Origin of the sequence: Nocardia sp. NPDC051929 (genome assembly GCF_044548645.1) — a bacterium.
GTDB classification, from domain to species: domain Bacteria; phylum Actinomycetota; class Actinomycetes; order Mycobacteriales; family Mycobacteriaceae; genus Nocardia; species Nocardia sichangensis.
In genome coordinates this window covers 16,153-32,700 of the sequence record NZ_JBIUCG010000033.1, presented here as the reverse complement: position 1 = coordinate 32,700, position 16,548 = coordinate 16,153, and the positions used below count along the sequence as shown (strand labels likewise).

Genomic DNA, 16,548 nt, shown 5'->3' with positions numbered 1-16,548 from the left:
AGGACGCGATGAGTGAGCTGAGCCGGGCGCGGTACGCCGAACTGTTCGGACCGACGACGGGCGACCGGATTCGTCTGGCGGACACCGATCTGCTGATCGAGATCACCGAGGACCGCAGCGGGGGACCGGGGCGCGCGGGCGACGAAGCCGTGTTCGGCGGCGGCAAGGTCCTGCGCGAATCCATGGGCCAGTCCCGAGCGACGCGCGCCGAGGGCGCTCCCGACACCGTGATCACGGGCGTGGTGATCATCGATCATTGGGGAATCATCAAAGCGGACGTCGGTATTCGCGACGGACGCATCAGCGCGATCGGCAAGGCGGGCAACCCCGACACCATGACCGGGGTGCACCCGGACCTGGTCGTCGGGCCGTCCACCGAGGTGATCTCCGGCAACGGCCGCATCCTCACCGCGGGCGCGATCGACTGTCACGTGCATTTCATCTGCCCGCAGCTGTTGGAGGAGGCGCTCGGCGGCGGCATCACCACCCTCATCGGCGGGGGCACCGGCCCGGCCGAGGGCAGCAAGGCGACCACCGTGACGCCCGGCGCGTGGCATCTGGCGCGCATGCTGGAGGCCACCGACGGCTGGCCGGTGAACATCGTGCTGCTCGGCAAGGGCAACACCGTCAGCGCCGAGGCCATGTGGGAGCAATTACGCGCGGGCGCATCGGGTTTCAAACTGCACGAGGACTGGGGCTCCACGCCCGCCGCGATCGATGCCTGCCTCACCGTGGCCGAGGCGGCGGGGGTGCAGGTGGCGCTGCACTCGGACACGTTGAACGAGGCGGGTTTCGTCGAGGACACCCTGGCGGCGATCGCGGGCCGCGGCATCCACGCCTACCACACCGAGGGCGCGGGCGGCGGACACGCGCCCGACATCATCACCGTCGCCGCCCATCCCAACGTGCTGCCCAGCTCCACCAACCCGACTCGTCCGCATACGATCAACACCCTCGACGAGCACTTGGACATGCTCATGGTGTGCCACCACCTGAGCGCGTCGATCCCGGAGGATCTGGCCTTCGCCGAAAGCCGCATCCGCCCCTCCACCATCGCGGCCGAGGACCTGCTGCACGATCTCGGCGCCATCTCGATGATCGGCAGCGATTCACAGGCCATGGGCCGCATCGGGGAGGTGGTGCTGCGCACCTGGCAGACCGCGCACGTGATGAAGCGCCGCCGCGGCGCGCTGCCGGGCGACGGCGCCGCCGACAACGCCCGGGTCCAGCGCTACATCGCGAAGTACACCATCTGCCCGGCCGTCGCGCACGGCCTGGACCACGAGATCGGGTCGGTCGAGGTGGGCAAGCTCGCCGATCTGGTGCTGTGGGAGCCGGCGTTCTTCGGTGTCCGCCCGCATGCCGTCCTCAAGGGCGGCGCGATCGCCTGGGCCGCGATGGGCGACGCCAACGCCTCCATCCCCACGCCGCAGCCGGTGCTGCCGCGCCCCATGTTCGGCGCCGCCCCGGCGGCCGCCGCCGCGACCGCACTGCATTTCGTCTCCGAGCAGGCGATCGAGGACGGCCTCGCCGACCGGTTGCGGGTCCAGCGGAGGCTGGTTCCGGTCCGCGACGTCCGTGGCGTGCGGAAGACGGATCTGCCGAACAACGACGCCATGCCGCGCATCGAAGTCGAGCCGGACACTTTCACCGTCCGCATCGACGGCGAGGTCTGGCGCGAACAACCCGCCACCGAATTGCCCATGGCCCAGCGCTATTTCCTGTTCTGACCGGCGCGGGTACGGGTTCGACCGATCGGTCGGTCCTCGCCGGGCTTGCCGAACTCCTCGATCAGCACGGGATACTGCTCCCCACCGTGTCCCGCGACGCTCTCGCCCACTACATCGACGCCGCCGAGCGAACGGGCCGCCGACAACTACCCGGCCTTCGCCGCCGCCGCCGCTTGAACCCCCCGCGAGTCGCACACGGCTGCGGCGAGGTACGCGAGGACGTCTCAATGGTGTGCCACTCGTGGACGCCGGGCGTATAGTCCGCTGGACCTGGAGCAAGGGAGGGAAGCATGCCTCGACCGGGCGAGCGTAAGGCGGCGCGTCGGGCGCTGACGGGTGTTGTCGGCGCGGGGACGTTTCTGGCCGCGATGTTCGTGACCTCCGCGGCCGCGCCGCTGCCGTCCGACGGCGGTGTCACGGTCACCTTGAACGACTACTGCCAGGATTCCGGTGCGGTGGGCCGCCTCGCCGACGGCCGGACCGTCTACTGCACGCAGGTACAGAACACCGACGCGTTCGTGTGGTCCTTCAGCCGGAATCCGATCCCTCGCGACCCGAATACGCGCGGCTACACCTGCGACGGCGATGCCTGCCACTGGCCCGACGGCAGCGCCGTCCCGAACTACCAGCGATGCGGTGTTCTCTGCGGCGAGCCGCCCACCAATGGCGACGTGCAGAGCGGACTCTACGACTGCCTTCGAACCGGAGCCGAATTCGAGGAGTGCGAACGCCGGATCCGATGAGTGGCACCTAGGAACGGATCCGAGAACTAGGTGAGCCGGTGCTCGTGGATCGGTGCGCTCAACGCGGTGCCGTTGAGGTCCAGGTACAGCAGGCGCTCGGTGACGGACACGGTCACGGTGTTGCGGCGTTCGGTCGCGGCGACGGCGGAATCGATGAAGTCGCGATCGAAGCTGTAGAGCGGTATCGCTTCGGCGCGATGGATGCGCTTGCCGGGGAGTTGCGCCAGCACCTTGGCCGGGTCGCGGTGAGTGTAGACGGCGACCCGGTCGGCGAGTTTGCTGCCTCGGTGCACCCGCTCCGCGTCCGGAGCGCCGACTTCGATCCAGGCGGTGAGGCGGCCGGTGAGGTCGCGCACCAGCACCGCTGGCTCGTCGGTGGAGGAGACCCCACCGTCACTGAAGGCGATGCCCTGCTCGTATTCGAGGCAATAGGCGAGCACTCGGGTCAGCATGAACTCCGCGGATTCGGACGGGTGCCGCGCCACCCGCAACTCCAGCTCCTGGTAGACGCCCCGATCGACGTCGGCCAACTGGACGGCGAAGTTGTGCAATGTCGCGCTGAGTGCCATAGCTGCAAGAGCTTATCGCCGCCCGGCGATCAGCCCCGAGGCAGCGCGGTAGCGATGATTTCGCAAGCTGTCGGCGATGGGCTGGACGATCCGGTGTTCAGTGAATGTCATTGACGACGCTTACGATTCGGCGGTGACACTTACTCGTGACGACTTGGCCGGATACGTCGAGCGCGACCTCGACGCCGACCTGGCCAGATGGTTCGCCGATCGGCCGCCGGTCACCGTGCCGGAAGCGACCCGGCCGGTGGCGCCCTTCCTCGAACGGCTGGCGCCCGCGTCCGCGGCGGCGCTGGCGGCTTTCGATCGCCGGGTGCGGTCCGGGCGGATGCCGCGGTTCCTGGATGTCCACGACTGGTCCTACGGTTTCGACTTCGCCGGAAATAACTGCGGCATACTGGATTCCGACTACGAGACCGAGCTCACCGACGGCGACGTGTACTCGATCGGCGCGGACGGCGGCGGCAACCTGTACGTGGTGCTCAGCAACGGGCAGGTCGCGATCTGGTTCCACGAGGAGGAAGTGGTCGAGGAGGGCACTCGTTTCGACGACCTCGATGTCTTCCTCTGGTCGGTGGTGCGTTACCACGCGGTGCGGGCCGGGGTGCTGGAGCGCGAGGCGGTCGAGGCGGACTTCCTGGCGCTGGGACAGGACGGCGCGCTCGAGCCGAACCTCGGGTTGCTGCGCTTGATGAAGTAGCGCGCGCTCAGTCTTCGCCCGCTCGCCGCTGAAACGGTAGCTCGGCTCGGAAGACGTCCCGCAGCCAGGGAGCTCGGCGGTGATGCGGGCGGCTGCGGTCGGCCCAGAGCGGATTGGATTCGTCACGGCGGTAGACCGCGAGTTGCCCGGCGATGCGGAAGTGCAGTCGGGTGGCCTTGCCGACCACCTCGCCATCGGTCGCCAGCGCCTCCGGCGTGGGTAGCTGCACGAAGAGTTCGGGCAACTGGCGTTCGCCGTAGACCTTGCTGTGGCCGATCGCCGCCAGCAACAGCGCGAGTACGGCGCGGGTGCGCGACCAGCGCAGATCGGCGCGCAGCCAGCGGATATCGAGTAGTCCGGCGTCGAGCCGGTCACGGAAGGCGGGCACCGCGCCGTGCGGGTGGTAGGGACCGTTGCCGACGAACAGGAACCACACCCGCTGCCAGCGTCCGTCCAGGCAGATCTCGATCGGCTCGGCCCGGTGCAGGGTCACCACGAGCGCGGCGGCGAAGGCGGGCCATTTGCCCCAGCGTGACTGCCACTTCTCGCGCAGCTGCACCAGGTCCGGATAGGCGCCGAGGCTGGCGGTGTTGATCAGATGCCGGGTGCGGGAACCGGTGTCGTCCTCGCATTCGACGCCGGCGATGTCCACCGCCACCGCCTCGCCGACACCGGTGGCATCGATTACTTCGCGCAGGTCGTAGACGCCGAGATCGCGGGCGAAGTGGTTGAGCGTGCCGGTGGGGATGACGACCAGCGGCAGCTCGTGGCGCAACGCGACCGCGGCCACCGCGGCCACCGTGCCGTCACCACCGGCGACGCCGACCGCAAGCACCGGTTCACCGTGCTCGGCGATGGCCCGCTCGAGCTGGTCGGCACAGTCCAGATCGGGCTGCGTGCGCAGCACGGTGGCGGCGGGCAGGGCCGCGACCACGTCGTCGGTGGGATCGTAATTCGGGTCACCGGACACCGGATTCACCATGACCACCAGGCCTTTGCCCTCCACCAGCGCGGGTACTTCGCGAACCGGGCGGGCCTGCGCCTCATCGGATTCGCGTACCGGCCACCAGCGTCGCGTGGCCAGGGCGACACCGGAACCCACGGCCGCTCCGACGAGCACATCGGAACTCCAGTGCACACCGGTGTGCACCCGAGAGTACGCGACGGTGGCGGCCAGCGGGGCGACAGCCAGTGCGGTACGGGGACTTTCCAGAGCGACAGCGGTGGCGAATGCCGCGGCGCAAGCGCTGTGTCCCGAGGGGAAGGAGGAGGAGCGCGGAGTCGGAACGAGTCGCCGGTGCACCGGCAGGAGTTCGGCGGCAGGCCTGCGCCGGGCGATCAGCGATTTGAGGCCCACGTTGACGACGAGACTGGCTCCGGCGACGGAGACGACGCCGCGCAGCGCGGCCCGCCGCGGCGCGCCTTGGCGGGAGGCGAGCAGCGTCGCGAGAACCAGCCAGAGTCCGCTGAAATTCGCGCTGCCGGTGAGCCGCAGCAATCCGTGGTCGACCACCGAGGCAGGCAGTTCGGCGACCGCGCCGCCGATCGCTCGATCGATTCGTCCGATGCCGTGAAACTTCCGGCGCACCCAGCTACTCACTCGTCCGACATTACCGATCACCGCGCACACAAACGTGGACGCACAGCGGACTGCCGCGGTGTCGGCGAGACCCAGGGCTCGGCGAGAGGTCGTTGAGCCGACACCTGCCACGAGAACCGGTGTTGCAAAGGAATTCTCGAGACGCCGACTGCCAGTTGCCGGGAATCCGAAAGGGACGCCGATGAAGACGATCGTCGGTGCGGGCGGTGACAGTGATCGCCGTGAGCGTGGCGGCTACGGGTTGACCGGGCGATGTGTCGATCCCGGCTCCCGCATGGCAGCTCGGCGGCGCCCGCGGTCGCGACGATTTGTTGTCGCCGGATCTTCTGATCGCCGATTCGTCCGCACTCCGCGCAGCACGCGGCTATCGTAGCGATGCGAGATTGCTGAAAAGTTGCTTATGCGCCGAATCGGCGGGTGGGCGCGGCATGTCTCAGTTGCTGAAGCCATTGCCGGGCAGGGGATACCGCCATGGCGTCGGTCGGCGCGAGGTGTGCGGCGGCGAGGTCCGGCATCGGCGACGGCGGCGCATATGCAACCGATGGTTGCGCTATGCCCGGTGGTCGACTAACGTCAAGCGCAACCAAACGTTGCATATGGAGGTCGTGGATATGGAGTACGGCAGCATCGAACGCGAGATACACGTCGACGCCTCGCCCGAGGTGGTCTTCGAGGTCGTCAGCAGCCCGGAGCACATCTCGGAATGGTGGAGCGACGACGCCGAGTTCGATACGGCGCCCGGTGCGGTCGGCGAACTCGTCTGGGGCGACCGCGTCGATGTCGTCCCGATCAGGGTGGTGCGGGCCGAGCCGCCGCGATTGTTCTCGTTCCGCTGGTGCTATCCGGGCGGCGCGATCGACGATTCCGCCGGCTCGCTGCTGGTCACTTTCGAACTCACCCCGTCGGGCGCGGGCACCAGGATCCGGCTCACCGAGACGGGGTTCCGGGAAATGGGTTGGGAGGTGGCGAAACTCGAGGAGCAGTACCGCGACCACAGCGTGGGATGGGACACCTTCGTCCCCCGCCTCGGGGAGTACATCGTGCGGCTGGTGTCGACGCCGTGACCGCCGCAGTCGACGACGACCTGTGGTCCGCCATCGGGGACCCGATGCGCAGGCGGATGCTCGATCTGCTCCTCGCGGAGGGGAACGGTACGGCCACCAGCCTCAGTGAGCGGCTGCCCGTCACGCGGCAGGCGGTCGCCAAACATCTCGTCGTGCTCGACCGCGTCGGTTTGGTGCACGGCACGCCCGCCGGGCGGGAGCGGCGGTACCGGGTGGACGAGGCGCAACTCGCGCGCGCGGTCGCTCAGTTGTCCGCGGTCGGGGCGGCGTGGGACGCCAGGCTCCGGCGTATCAAGCGCATCGCGGAGGCGATTCAGCGCAGACAAGACCAGCAGTGAGATCACGCGGTTACGAGAACAATGGAAAGAGGAATCGAAATGGTGGACATTCTGCACAAAGTGGGCATCAAGTCGCCGGTGGACGAGGTCTACGCCGCCTTGACCACCACCGAGGGGCTCGCCGGGTGGTGGACGGCCGATACCGAGGGGGACGGCGGCGAGCTCGGCGGCTTGCTCGAATTCCGCTTCGCGGCAGGTGGATTCGACATGCGGGTGCGCGAGCTCGACCCGGGAAAGCGAGTGCTGTGGGAGGTGGTCGGCGGGCCTGATGAGTGGATCGGGACCCAGGTGGACTGGAGCCTCGAGCAGGCGGGCGACTACACCACCGTGCTCTTCGCGCACCGAGGGTGGAAGGAGCCGGTGGACTTCATGCACCACTGCAGCACCAAGTGGGCGGTCTACCTGCTGAGCCTGAAATCGCTGATCGAAACTGAGAAGGGCGCTCCGCATCCCCACGACGTCAAGATCGACAGCTGGGATTGACGCGCCGCGCGGGAAGGTCGGGGGCACCGCGACGGCATTTCGCACCGGCGGCATCGCCACCGGTGCGGATGCTGTCGCCCGTCGGCCGGTCGGCGTACCTTGGCGTGAGCCGTACGAGCTCGATGGCCGCACGTTTCCGATGCGCGGTCAGGGGGTGAGGATGGTCTTCCCGATGGCCGTGCGGTCTTCGAACGCCCGATGGGCGGTCGCCGCTTCGGCCAGGGGCAGCACCGTGCCGATGACGGGGGTGAGTTCACCGCGCACCGTGAGGTCCTCGGCTCGGCGGGCCAGCTCCGGCCACCGTTGCGGGCGATATCCGAGGCTGAAGGGAATCAGCGAGGCGCCGACCGGTAGGAGTTGCTCCGAGCTGATCTCGACCGCGACGCCGCTGGCCGAGCCGAAGACCACCATGCGGGCGCGCGGTTTCGTGAGCAGGCTGTAAGCCTCCCGAGCCGTCTGTCCGCCGACGGTCTCGAGCACGACCGACACCGGACCGGCCTCCTCGGTCCATCCCGGTCGCGTGTAGTCCACGGTGGCATCGGCGCCGAGGTCGGCGGCCAGCTGCCGCTTCGCGGCCCCGCTCGCACCGGCGACGACCCGGGCTCCGGCTCGTTTGGCCAACTGGATCAACAGGGTTCCGATTCCTCCGCCTGCCGCCTCCACCAGAACCGTGTCCTCGGGCCCGATCTCCGCGGCTTCGATCAATCCCACGGCCGTCGCGCCCTGGCCGAGCAGCGCGAGGGCTTGATGCTCGCCGAGGCGATCGTCGAGCGGTACGGCCGCCGCTGCCGGAATGCGCACCAGCTCCGCGTAACTGCCGGAGGCGACCGTGCCGACCACTCTTTCGCCGATGCGGCGGGTCTCGACGCCGGGACCGACCGCGGCCACCGTCCCGGCTACTTCGATGCCGGGCGTGTGCGGCAGCGGCAGGCCGAGCGGATCCGGGGTCACCCCGGCGCGCACCTGCACCTCGAAGTAGTTGACTCCGGTGGCCGTGGCCCGGACGAGCAGCTCGCCCTCGCCCGGCGTGGGATCGTCGACCTCCTCGACTCGCAGCACTTCCGGGCCGCCGTACTCGTGATAGCGAACTGCGCGCATGGATCCACCTTTCCGGATACGGACTGTCGGTCCGTTTAGTGTGTCGCTATGATACGGACTGTGGGTCCGCTTATGTCAACTGGAGGTCAGCGATGCGCGCCGACGCCGAACGCAACCGGGTCGCGATTCTCGCCGTAGCCGGGCGTCTGATCTGCGATGAGCAGCGCGACAACGTCTGCATGGACGAGATCGCGGCAGCCGCCGGAGTCGGGAAGGGCACGCTGTTCCGCCGATTCACCGACCGCGAAGGGCTGATTCGCGCGCTGTTCGACGACCGGACCGGCCGGGCTTGGGCGGCCGTCCGCGACCTCGCCGCGGATCCCGCCGTGCCGGTGGACGAGCGGATACAGACCTTCGTCGCCACGGTGTTCGACCTCACGGTGGTCGAGTTGCAACCGTTGACGCGCGCCCTGCCCGACGGCTGTCGGTCCGAGACCTGGGCGCCGTGGCGGGCGCTGCTGGCGGAGTTGATCGCCCAGGTCGTCCCGGATGCCGACGCGGAGTTCCTGGCCATGGCGATCTTCGCGAGCATGCGTCCGGAGATCACCGACATGACCTCCCCGCAACGCCATCGGGAGGGCGTGCTCGCCTTGACGGCTCGCGTTCTCGGGTCAGGGTAGCGGCGTCGATCGCCGCCACCCTGCTCGCGAGCGCCCGGTCAGGCGCCGACGTAGGCCGCGAGATGTTCGCCGGTGAGAGTGGAGCTGGCGGCGACGAGGTCGGCGGGAGTGCCCTGGAAGACGACCCGGCCGCCGTCGTGTCCCGCCCCAGGACCGAGGTCGATGATCCAGTCCGCATGCGCCATGACCGCTTGGTGGTGCTCGATGACGATGACCGACTTGCCGGAGTCGACGAGCCGGTCGAGCAGGCCGAGCAACTGCTCGACATCGGCGAGATGCAGGCCGGTGGTCGGCTCGTCGAGGACGTAGACGCCGCCCTTCTCGGCCATGTGCGTGGCCAGCTTGAGCCGTTGCCGCTCGCCGCCGGACAGCGTGGTGAGCGGCTGACCGAGGCTGAGATAGCCCAGCCCGACGTCGGCGAGCCTGCTCAGGATGGCGTGCGCGGCCGGGGTGCGGGCGGCCTCGGTGCCGAAGAACTCCTCGGCCTCGAGCACCGACATCGCGAGCACTTCGCTGATGTCGCGGCCGCCGAGGTGGTATTCCAGCACCGACGCCTGGTATCGCTTGCCCTCGCACTCCTCGCAAGTGGTGGCGACACCTGCCATCATCCCCAAGTCGGTGTAGACGACGCCCGCGCCGTTGCAGGTGGGGCACGCTCCTTCGGAATTGGCGCTGAACAGCGCGGGCTTCACCCCGTTGGCCTTGGCGAACGCCTTGCGGATCGGCTCGAGCAATCCGGTGTAGGTCGCCGGATTACTGCGCCGCGAGCCGCGGATGGGCGCCTGATCCACCGCGACCACGCCTTCGCCCGCGGGGATGGACCCGTGCACCAGCGAGCTCTTGCCGGACCCCGCCACGCCGGTGATGGCGACGAGCACACCCAGCGGAACGTCGACGTCGACATCGCGCAGGTTGTTCGCTTTCGCGCCGCGGATCTCGAGCTTGCCGCTCGGCTCGCGCACGGTGGCCTTGAGCGCGGCCCGGTCGTCGAAATGGTGGCCGGTGACGGTGCCGCTGGCCCGTAGCCCCTCGACGCTGCCCTCGAAGCAGACGGTGCCGCCCGACGTGCCCGCTCCCGGACCGAGGTCGACGACATGGTCGGCGATCACGATCGTCTCCGGCTTGTGCTCCACGACGAGCACCGTGTTTCCCTTGTCCCGCAGCCGCAGCAGCAGGTTGTTCATCCGCTGGATGTCATGGGGATGCAGGCCGATGGTCGGCTCGTCGAAGACGTAGGTGACGTCGGTCAGCGAGGAGCCGAGGTGGCGGATCATCTTGGTGCGCTGGGCCTCACCGCCCGACAGTGTGCCGGAGGGCCGGTCCAGCGAGAGGTAGCCCAACCCGATCTCCACGAACGAGTCGAGAGTGTGCCGCAGCGCGCCCAGCAGCGGCGCCACCGACGGCTCGCTGAGGCCGCCGACCCATTCGGCGAGGTCGCTGATCTGCATCGCGCAGGCGTCGGCGATGCTGATGCCCGCGATCTTCGACGAGCGCGCCGCCTCGGTGAGCCGGGTGCCGTCGCACTCGGGACAGGTCGTGAAGGTGACCGCGCGGTCCACGAACGCCCGGATGTGCGGCTGCATCGCCTCCCGGTCCTTGGACAGGAACGACTTCTGGATCTTGGGGATCAGCCCCTCGTAAGTGAGATTGACCCCCTCGATCTTCACCTTGGTGGGCTCTTTGTAGAGGAAGTCCTGCATCTCCCTCTTGGTGTACTTGCGGATCGGCTTGTTCGGATCGACGAAACCCGACTCCGCGTAGACTCGCACCGTCCAGAAGCTGTCCGACTTCCAGCCCGGGATGGTGAACGCGCCTTCGGCGAGCGACTTGGAATCGTCGTAGAGCTGGGTGAGGTCGATATCGGACACCGAGCCCCGGCCCTCGCAGCGCGGGCACATCCCGCCGGTGATGCTGAAGCTGCGGCGCTCCTTCACGGTCCTTCCGGAACGTTCGGTCGTGACCGCGCCCGCCCCGCTGATCGAGGCGACGTTGAAGGAGAAAGCCTGGGGCGAGCCGATGTGCGGCTTTCCGAGCCTGCTGAAGAGAATGCGCAGCATGGCATTGGCGTCGGTGGCGGTGCCGACCGTGGAGCGCGGGTCGGAACCCATGCGTTGCTGATCGACGATGATCGCGGTGGTCAGCCCCTCGAGCACGTCGACCTCGGGCCGTGCCAGCGTCGGCATGAAGCCCTGGACGAACGCGCTGTAGGTCTCGTTGATCAGCCGCTGCGACTCCGCGGCGATCGTGCTGAACACCAGTGAGCTCTTGCCCGAGCCGGAGACGCCGGTGAACACCGTCAGCCTTCGCTTCGGAATCTCGATGCTGACATCCTTGAGGTTGTTCTCGCGCGCGCCGTGCACGCGGATCAAATCGTGGCTGTCCGCGGCGTGCGGCGCGGGCGACTGCGTGTCCGTCGTCGTGGCCGTGCTCATCGTGTCTCCATCTGTCGGGCGGGGCCGCCTGCGCGGCCGGCGTCGCCGGGCTCGGTTCGATCGGTTCGCGCCGGGCGGTCAGCGCAGCTGCTGGATGCGGATCAGGTTGCCCGCGGGATCGCGGACGGCGCAGTCGCGCACCCCGTACGGCTGCTCGGTCGGCTCCTGGACGATCTCCGCGTCGTTGGCCGCCAGCCGTTCGAAAGCGCCATCCAGATCCTTGGTTGCCAGCAGGATGCCGCCATAGGTGCCCTTCGCCATCATCTCGGTGATGGTGCGGCGCTCGTCGTCGGTGATGCCAGGATCTGCGCCCGGCGGATGCAGGACGATGGATGTTTCCGGCTGGCCGGCGGGGCCGACGGTGAGCCAGCGCATCCCTTCGTACCCGACGTCGTTGCGGACCTCGAAGCCGAGGATGTCGCGGTAGAAGGCGAGGGCCGCGTCCGCGTCGTCGTGCGGCAGGAAGCTCGCGTGAATGGTGATGTCCATGGCAGTCAGGCTAATTGCGGCTCGGTAACCGGTGCTTCTCGATTCCTGATCGGTCTGGTCACCTGTTTCGACACGCACGAGGGTATCCCCGCCGTGGCGCGCGCCGCCTCGCGCCGGTAGACGCTCGGCGGCACACCGACCAACTCGGTGAAGCGGGTGCTGAAGGTGCCCAGCGACGAGCAGCCGACCGCGAAGCACACCTCGGTGACGCTGAGGTCGCCCCGCCGCAGCAGCGACATCGCTCGTTCGATGCGCCGCGTCATCAGATAGGAGTACGGCGACTCGCCGTAGGCGAGCCGGAACTGGCGGCTGAGGTGCCCGGCCGACATGTGCGCGTCGCGCGCGAGCGCCTCCACGTCCAGCGGCTGCGCGTACTCGCGATCGATGCGGTCGCGAACGCGGCGCAGCCGCGCGAGGTCGTGCAGGTGCTGCGTGGCGGCGGGTCGGCTGGTCACTTACGCGATCGTGCCACATGGCGGTGACAAGCCGAGGTGCTACCAGAAGGTCGCCGAGAGCTCGTACTCGGCGAGCGCGGACCGCACCAGCTCGGTGAGCTGCTCGGTGTCCAGCAGGGCAGGCGGGTGGAACCCCATGACGCGCATCGTGATCTTCTCCGCGGCCTCGACCAGCGCGACGTACAGATTGCCGCCGCGTTCGGTCACGACGCTCCGCGCGTCGAGGCTCTGATTGACCAGGCCGATCATCATCGCCGAGGCCGGGCTGCCGTCGATGCGCAGGATTTCGGGGTCGAGCTTGCCGAGGCTGGAGCACACCGTGGAGGCGGGGTCGGTGGCGGCTTGCCGGGCCAGCCGGGCATACCGTCCGCGCGGCAGCGCCACCGCGACCGGGATCAGCGGCGGGACGTCCTGCCCGCTGGCCGCGGCCGCGGTGAGCTTTTCCTTCATCACCGCGCGCAGCGGAGCGAGATCGGCCGGTGCGCCGTCGTGCACGTCCACTTCGAAGGCGATGGAGGTCAGAGCGTTCGCCCGAAGATCGTCGGCGGTGCGGGTGCTGACCGGCATCATCATGCGCACCCGGCCCTCTTCGTCGGTGCGGCCGACCTCCGTCGCGATGGCGGTCATCATCGCCACCGCCAGGGTGGTGCCGGTTCCGCCTCGGGCCCGTGCCGCCGCATGCCACAGCTGCGCCGGGACCGTCGCGGTGACGGTCGGAAGCCGGAAGTCCGGCGCGTCGCCGGCGGTCCCGGTCCCGCCGCCGCGCCCGGTGACGGCCAACCGCAGCGCCAAACCGGCGGCGGAGGGTAACGACCTGGCTCGCCGCGCGGCATCGCGGAGATCACCGGCGAGCAGGCGCATCCGGCCGAATTCATCTGTGCGGTAGGACAAGTCGAGTCGCTTGTCCGCGACGGCGTCCGTGACCGCCGTGCAGAACGCGTGGCCGTCCGCGAGCGTGTGGGAAACCAGCAGCGACACCACGCTTTCCCCGTTGTCGAGGTGGGTCGCCGCCAACCGCCACGCGGGCCCGCCGAAGGTACGCAACTCGGCATTTCCCTGTTCGGCGATCCAGGCCTCCAGATCGCCCGAGGGAATGGGCTCCTCGGCGACCTCGAGCGGGCTGAATTCGACTCGGGTGGTCCACCGGTCCCCGGCGGCGGGGATCATCGCGGGCGCGACCGCTCTACTCAGCCTGCCGTGCCGCAACGCCTCGTGGAAATGCTCGAGCGCCGCCAGATCCACCGCACGGTCGTAGCGCCAGACCGCCTGTATCGCGAGGGTTCCCCCTAGCGCGGAGTGCCCACGGGCACTCACGCAATCGATATCGGTCAGGCGGTAGGTCACGCGAATCTCCCCTCGAGTACCGGACACCGGGGCGGGTCCGCACCGGCGTCGTCGCCGCCACAACTCGGCGCTACGACGATGAAGATCGTTCGAATGTCCGGTTTCGAGCTGTTCGGCCAACCAAGAGCATCCGGCCTGGCAACGCCGTGGTCAACCCTACTGGCGGGTTCGGTGATCACGGCACCCGGCGATGCGCCGCGCGAGCGGGTTCGGCCGCGGACGCCTTCGCTGTCCAGCGCGAACGGCTGAGCCGCCCGCTGTCCGGCCGACCTGCGGAAGGCGCCGGAGGGGGCGAGGCGGCCGAACCCGCGACGGCTCGAGCTGGACGTCTGACCACTTCAGCAACGGGTGGGGACTGCGGCCGGCTTCCGGTGCGGTCAGGCACCCGGAGTGTCGGCGGTGAAGATCTGTCGGGCATGTCGTGCGGAGTCGGTAGCCGACCACGGCGCCAGCGCCGTCGTGAACATCAACTCACACCACGACAGCGCGGGCACGGTCCCTCCGGCGAGGGTCGCGATCAGCGAGAGTTCGACATCGTGCCCCGCCCACGCGGCAAGCAGCCACGCCGTGTCGAGCCTGCCCAGGAACTCGTCGGTGCTGTCGGGTGGTCCAGGGCGGGCGTCGACCGCCAGGTGTACGACGGCGGCGACGGCGTGGCGTAGCCGGGCGTCGAGTTCGCCGCCATCGTGGACCAACAGCCCTTCCAGTGCGGTGCGCAACGTCGCGCCCGCATCGATGTGCCGGACGGTGTCGGTGGATGCGATGTCGCCGATCATCGGCGTGTCCTCCTCGGACTCTGGCGAACAGGGGCCGACGCCACGTAAGGGCGTACGCCGAAACCGGAGCGGCGGTCTACGAGACCGGCCAGCGAAGCGGTGCTCCACTCGAGCCATCCGTAGGTACTGCACCAGCCACGCGCCGGATTCTCTTTGGTGACGATGAATTCGAGGGCGAGGCCGGTGAGCACGGCGGTACGTTGCAGCGCCCTGATGTCGAGCTGCCGGTCGGTGACGATCAGGCGCAGCAGCGCATGGCCGAGACCTGCCTGCGTCTTCGCCTGGCCCGCGAGCCAGATGCCGCGCGCCGCGGCGGTTGTCGGGGCGGAGGCGGGCCGGCCCGCCACCATGTCGTCCGGCGGTGGTTCGAGGGGGCCGTACCACAGCGGCCTGCCTTCGGCGGCGCACACCGCGAACGTTCTTCGTTCGTCGTCGCCGCTGGCCGCCAGTGTGATGCGCGGCGTGGGATGAGCGTGTGCGGACAAGTCGGAATGCTCCTGTTCTAGTGATGACGGAGTTCGATCCGCCGGCGATCGGCTCGAAAATGAAATCGTCGATCGTTCCGGGGAATTTCTCGACCAAGATCTAATGCAATCCGCTCGGGTATGTCCATCTTCCCGACGCACCCTTTTGCGGATACATACCGCGCAGTGTCCGCCCTGGCGAGGATTTCTTCGGCGAGTGGTGATCCGGTCGGCGAGGAACGGAAGTCGCGGCGGCGCCGGTCGCCGGGAGGAATGAAAAGTACTGTAGGCCAACCTGTTACCGCAGTGCACTTGCGGTGTGTGATCTGTCTAACATGCCGGTCCAGTTGGTTTCATATCGTGATCGAATGCATTTAACATCGGTGCGCAGAGGATCTTCCCGGGGGTTGCTGCGGCAATGTCGCCCTGGCTTGTTCTTTTCAACGATCCGGACGCCGGAGGGGATTGCGGTCGCCGTCCTCGCCGGCATCACCTTTTCCTTCGATGTGTCCCGTCGTTCAACACAGTTGTCAGAGGAGTGGATCAGTGACGCACCGAGTATCGGGCAGAATCGACAGTGGCCGCCCCGAGCCGCCCAGCTTCGGAAGTATGCTGCGCCGGCTACGTGACGAACGCCGGGTGTCGCGGGAGAAACTCGCGTTCGCGGCCGGAGTGAGCGCGAGCTATGTCGCGCACCTGGAAAGCGGCGAGCGCGCCCGTCCCACCATGGTCGTCGTGGAGGCGTTGGTCGGTTATCTGAAACGCGTGAAAGCGCTGACCGATGCGGAGCGCCGCCACTTGTACGAGTTGGCCGGTCTCTCGATCAGCAGGTCGCCGTCGATAGCCGAGTTGTGCGCCGAGATCACCGAGGACATGCGGCAGGCGCTCGTCGCGCAGGAGCCGGGCCTGGCGGGCTTCGTCGATACCCGATGGAATGTTCTCGCCTGTAACAGGCCGTTTGCGCGCGCGTTTCCCGGCCTGGTGGACGACATGAACATCCTGCGATGGTTTTTCGGCAACCCGCTGTCGCGCCGGGTGATCGTGGAATGGGAGCGGGAGGCCGGTCTGATGGTCCGCTGGCTGCGCGGCCTCATCGGACCGGCGGCGGAATCGGAATGGCCTGCGGATCTGCTCGCCGAACTCGCCGAGTACGCCGACTTTCGCCGGATGTGGGCAGAAGGAATAGCCGTTTACGGCAGAGAACGGTCCGCGATGCATTTCCGTGATAACGAGACCGGAACACAGCACGCGGTGCATGTTCAAGTCTTTCGTCTGGACTCGGGCAACTATCCGGGGTGGATTCAGTACTACCTGGGCACCTCGGTGCCGCAACGCGCTCCCAGCGCGCTGCTGGAGTTGCCGATCTGCGGCGCCGCGAACCCGTAGCGCTGCGCCCCGCGGACCACGAACTCGTTGCGGAGCAGGACCAGGGCCACGGTGGCATCGGCGGATGCAGGGCTTCGGGGACGGCTTCACCTCGTGCGATCGCGCGGCCCAGGAGGGCCGGCCATGGGGCCGGCGTCGGCAGATGGCGTTCGTGTCGGTTCCGGCCCGTGCGGCGACCTCGTCCATGGTGAGTGCGGCGTATCCGGAATTCGAGGTGCGATCAATGCAACGTTCGGGACCGTGGTCACGATGAGTTG

General features: G+C 68.4%; 17 protein-coding genes. 8 read left to right on the top strand and 9 right to left on the bottom strand.

Features of this window, described 5'->3' with window-relative positions:
* The first annotated feature begins 8 nt into the window (after positions 1-8).
* Both ACIHAX_RS34620 and ACIHAX_RS34615 read left to right on the top strand, forming a co-directional pair.
* Positions 9-1,730 carry an urease subunit alpha gene (locus ACIHAX_RS34620; RefSeq protein WP_364436592.1) on the top strand — a complete coding sequence of 574 codons (1,722 nt, stop codon included), beginning with the start codon at positions 9-11 and terminating at the stop codon, positions 1,728-1,730.
* Between the two features lie 290 nt (positions 1,731-2,020).
* Positions 2,021-2,473, top strand: a complete 453-nt coding sequence (locus tag ACIHAX_RS34615; RefSeq protein WP_364436589.1) for a hypothetical protein — start codon at positions 2,021-2,023, stop codon at positions 2,471-2,473.
* A 26-nt stretch (positions 2,474-2,499) separates the two neighbouring features.
* Here the strand turns inward: ACIHAX_RS34615 and ACIHAX_RS34610 are convergent, their stop codons facing one another.
* Complete coding sequence (locus tag ACIHAX_RS34610; protein WP_364436586.1) at positions 2,500-3,042, bottom strand: YaeQ family protein; 543 nt, start codon at positions 3,040-3,042, stop codon at positions 2,500-2,502.
* A gap of 133 nt (positions 3,043-3,175) precedes the next feature.
* Here ACIHAX_RS34610 and ACIHAX_RS34605 point away from each other — a divergent pair, with 133 nt between their 5' ends.
* The gene (locus tag ACIHAX_RS34605; RefSeq protein ID WP_364436583.1) at positions 3,176-3,742 is read left to right on the top strand and encodes a hypothetical protein; all 567 of its coding nucleotides are present in this window, start codon (positions 3,176-3,178) and stop codon (positions 3,740-3,742) included.
* 7 nt (positions 3,743-3,749) lie between these two features.
* On the opposite strand, the gene ACIHAX_RS34600 is transcribed toward ACIHAX_RS34605, so the two are convergent.
* A complete protein-coding gene (locus ACIHAX_RS34600; RefSeq protein WP_355078465.1) occupies positions 3,750-5,342 on the bottom strand; it encodes a phosphatase PAP2 family protein in 1,593 nt (530 codons plus the stop codon).
* A 596-nt stretch (positions 5,343-5,938) separates the two neighbouring features.
* Between ACIHAX_RS34600 and ACIHAX_RS34595 the strand changes: the two genes are divergently transcribed.
* Genes ACIHAX_RS34595 through ACIHAX_RS34585 form a run of 3 tightly spaced genes read left to right on the top strand, consistent with a single transcriptional unit; the run spans position 5,939 to position 7,227 of the window.
* A complete protein-coding gene (locus tag ACIHAX_RS34595) occupies positions 5,939-6,406 on the top strand; it encodes an SRPBCC family protein (protein WP_397281820.1) in 468 nt (155 codons plus the stop codon).
* Positions 6,403-6,744 (top strand): metalloregulator ArsR/SmtB family transcription factor, encoded by a 342-nt coding sequence (locus ACIHAX_RS34590; RefSeq protein ID WP_356968549.1) that lies wholly within the window; start codon positions 6,403-6,405, stop codon positions 6,742-6,744. The genes ACIHAX_RS34595 and ACIHAX_RS34590 overlap by 4 nt, the downstream gene beginning before the upstream one ends.
* Positions 6,745-6,783: 39 nt before the next feature.
* A complete protein-coding gene (locus tag ACIHAX_RS34585; protein ID WP_356968547.1) occupies positions 6,784-7,227 on the top strand; it encodes an SRPBCC domain-containing protein in 444 nt (147 codons plus the stop codon).
* Positions 7,228-7,374: 147 nt separating this feature from the next.
* Here ACIHAX_RS34585 and ACIHAX_RS34580 read toward each other — a convergent pair whose 3' ends face one another.
* Positions 7,375-8,325, bottom strand: a complete 951-nt coding sequence (locus ACIHAX_RS34580; RefSeq protein ID WP_355078462.1) for a zinc-binding dehydrogenase — start codon at positions 8,323-8,325, stop codon at positions 7,375-7,377.
* Between the two features lie 92 nt (positions 8,326-8,417).
* Between ACIHAX_RS34580 and ACIHAX_RS34575 the strand changes: the two genes are divergently transcribed.
* On the top strand, positions 8,418-8,945 hold the full coding sequence (locus ACIHAX_RS34575) for a TetR/AcrR family transcriptional regulator (RefSeq protein ID WP_364436573.1): 528 nt from the start codon (positions 8,418-8,420) through the stop codon (positions 8,943-8,945).
* Between the two features lie 38 nt (positions 8,946-8,983).
* Here ACIHAX_RS34575 and ACIHAX_RS34570 read toward each other — a convergent pair whose 3' ends face one another.
* The 6 genes from ACIHAX_RS34570 to ACIHAX_RS34545 form a co-directional block, all read right to left on the bottom strand.
* On the bottom strand, positions 8,984-11,377 hold the full coding sequence (locus tag ACIHAX_RS34570) for an ATP-binding cassette domain-containing protein (RefSeq protein ID WP_397281817.1): 2,394 nt from the start codon (positions 11,375-11,377) through the stop codon (positions 8,984-8,986).
* A 78-nt stretch (positions 11,378-11,455) separates the two neighbouring features.
* Positions 11,456-11,866, bottom strand: coding sequence for a VOC family protein (locus ACIHAX_RS34565; protein WP_355078459.1), 411 nt, complete (start codon positions 11,864-11,866; stop codon positions 11,456-11,458).
* A 5-nt stretch (positions 11,867-11,871) separates the two neighbouring features.
* Positions 11,872-12,321: a helix-turn-helix transcriptional regulator gene (locus ACIHAX_RS34560; RefSeq protein WP_355078458.1), complete on the bottom strand. Its 450-nt coding sequence runs from the start codon at positions 12,319-12,321 to the stop codon at positions 11,872-11,874.
* A gap of 39 nt (positions 12,322-12,360) precedes the next feature.
* On the bottom strand, positions 12,361-13,665 hold the full coding sequence (locus ACIHAX_RS34555) for a hypothetical protein (protein ID WP_397281815.1): 1,305 nt from the start codon (positions 13,663-13,665) through the stop codon (positions 12,361-12,363).
* A 377-nt stretch (positions 13,666-14,042) separates the two neighbouring features.
* Positions 14,043-14,441 carry a hypothetical protein gene (locus ACIHAX_RS34550; protein ID WP_356968539.1) on the bottom strand — a complete coding sequence of 133 codons (399 nt, stop codon included), beginning with the start codon at positions 14,439-14,441 and terminating at the stop codon, positions 14,043-14,045.
* Positions 14,438-14,926: a hypothetical protein gene (locus ACIHAX_RS34545; protein WP_364436561.1), complete on the bottom strand. Its 489-nt coding sequence runs from the start codon at positions 14,924-14,926 to the stop codon at positions 14,438-14,440. Before ACIHAX_RS34545 ends, ACIHAX_RS34550 begins: the two co-directional genes overlap by 4 nt.
* Positions 14,927-15,514: 588 nt before the next feature.
* On the opposite strand from ACIHAX_RS34545, the gene ACIHAX_RS34540 reads away from it, so the two are divergent.
* Entirely contained in the window at positions 15,515-16,291 is a 777-nt protein-coding gene (locus ACIHAX_RS34540; RefSeq protein ID WP_397281812.1) for a helix-turn-helix transcriptional regulator, read from the top strand.
* Positions 16,292-16,548 lie beyond the last annotated feature (257 nt).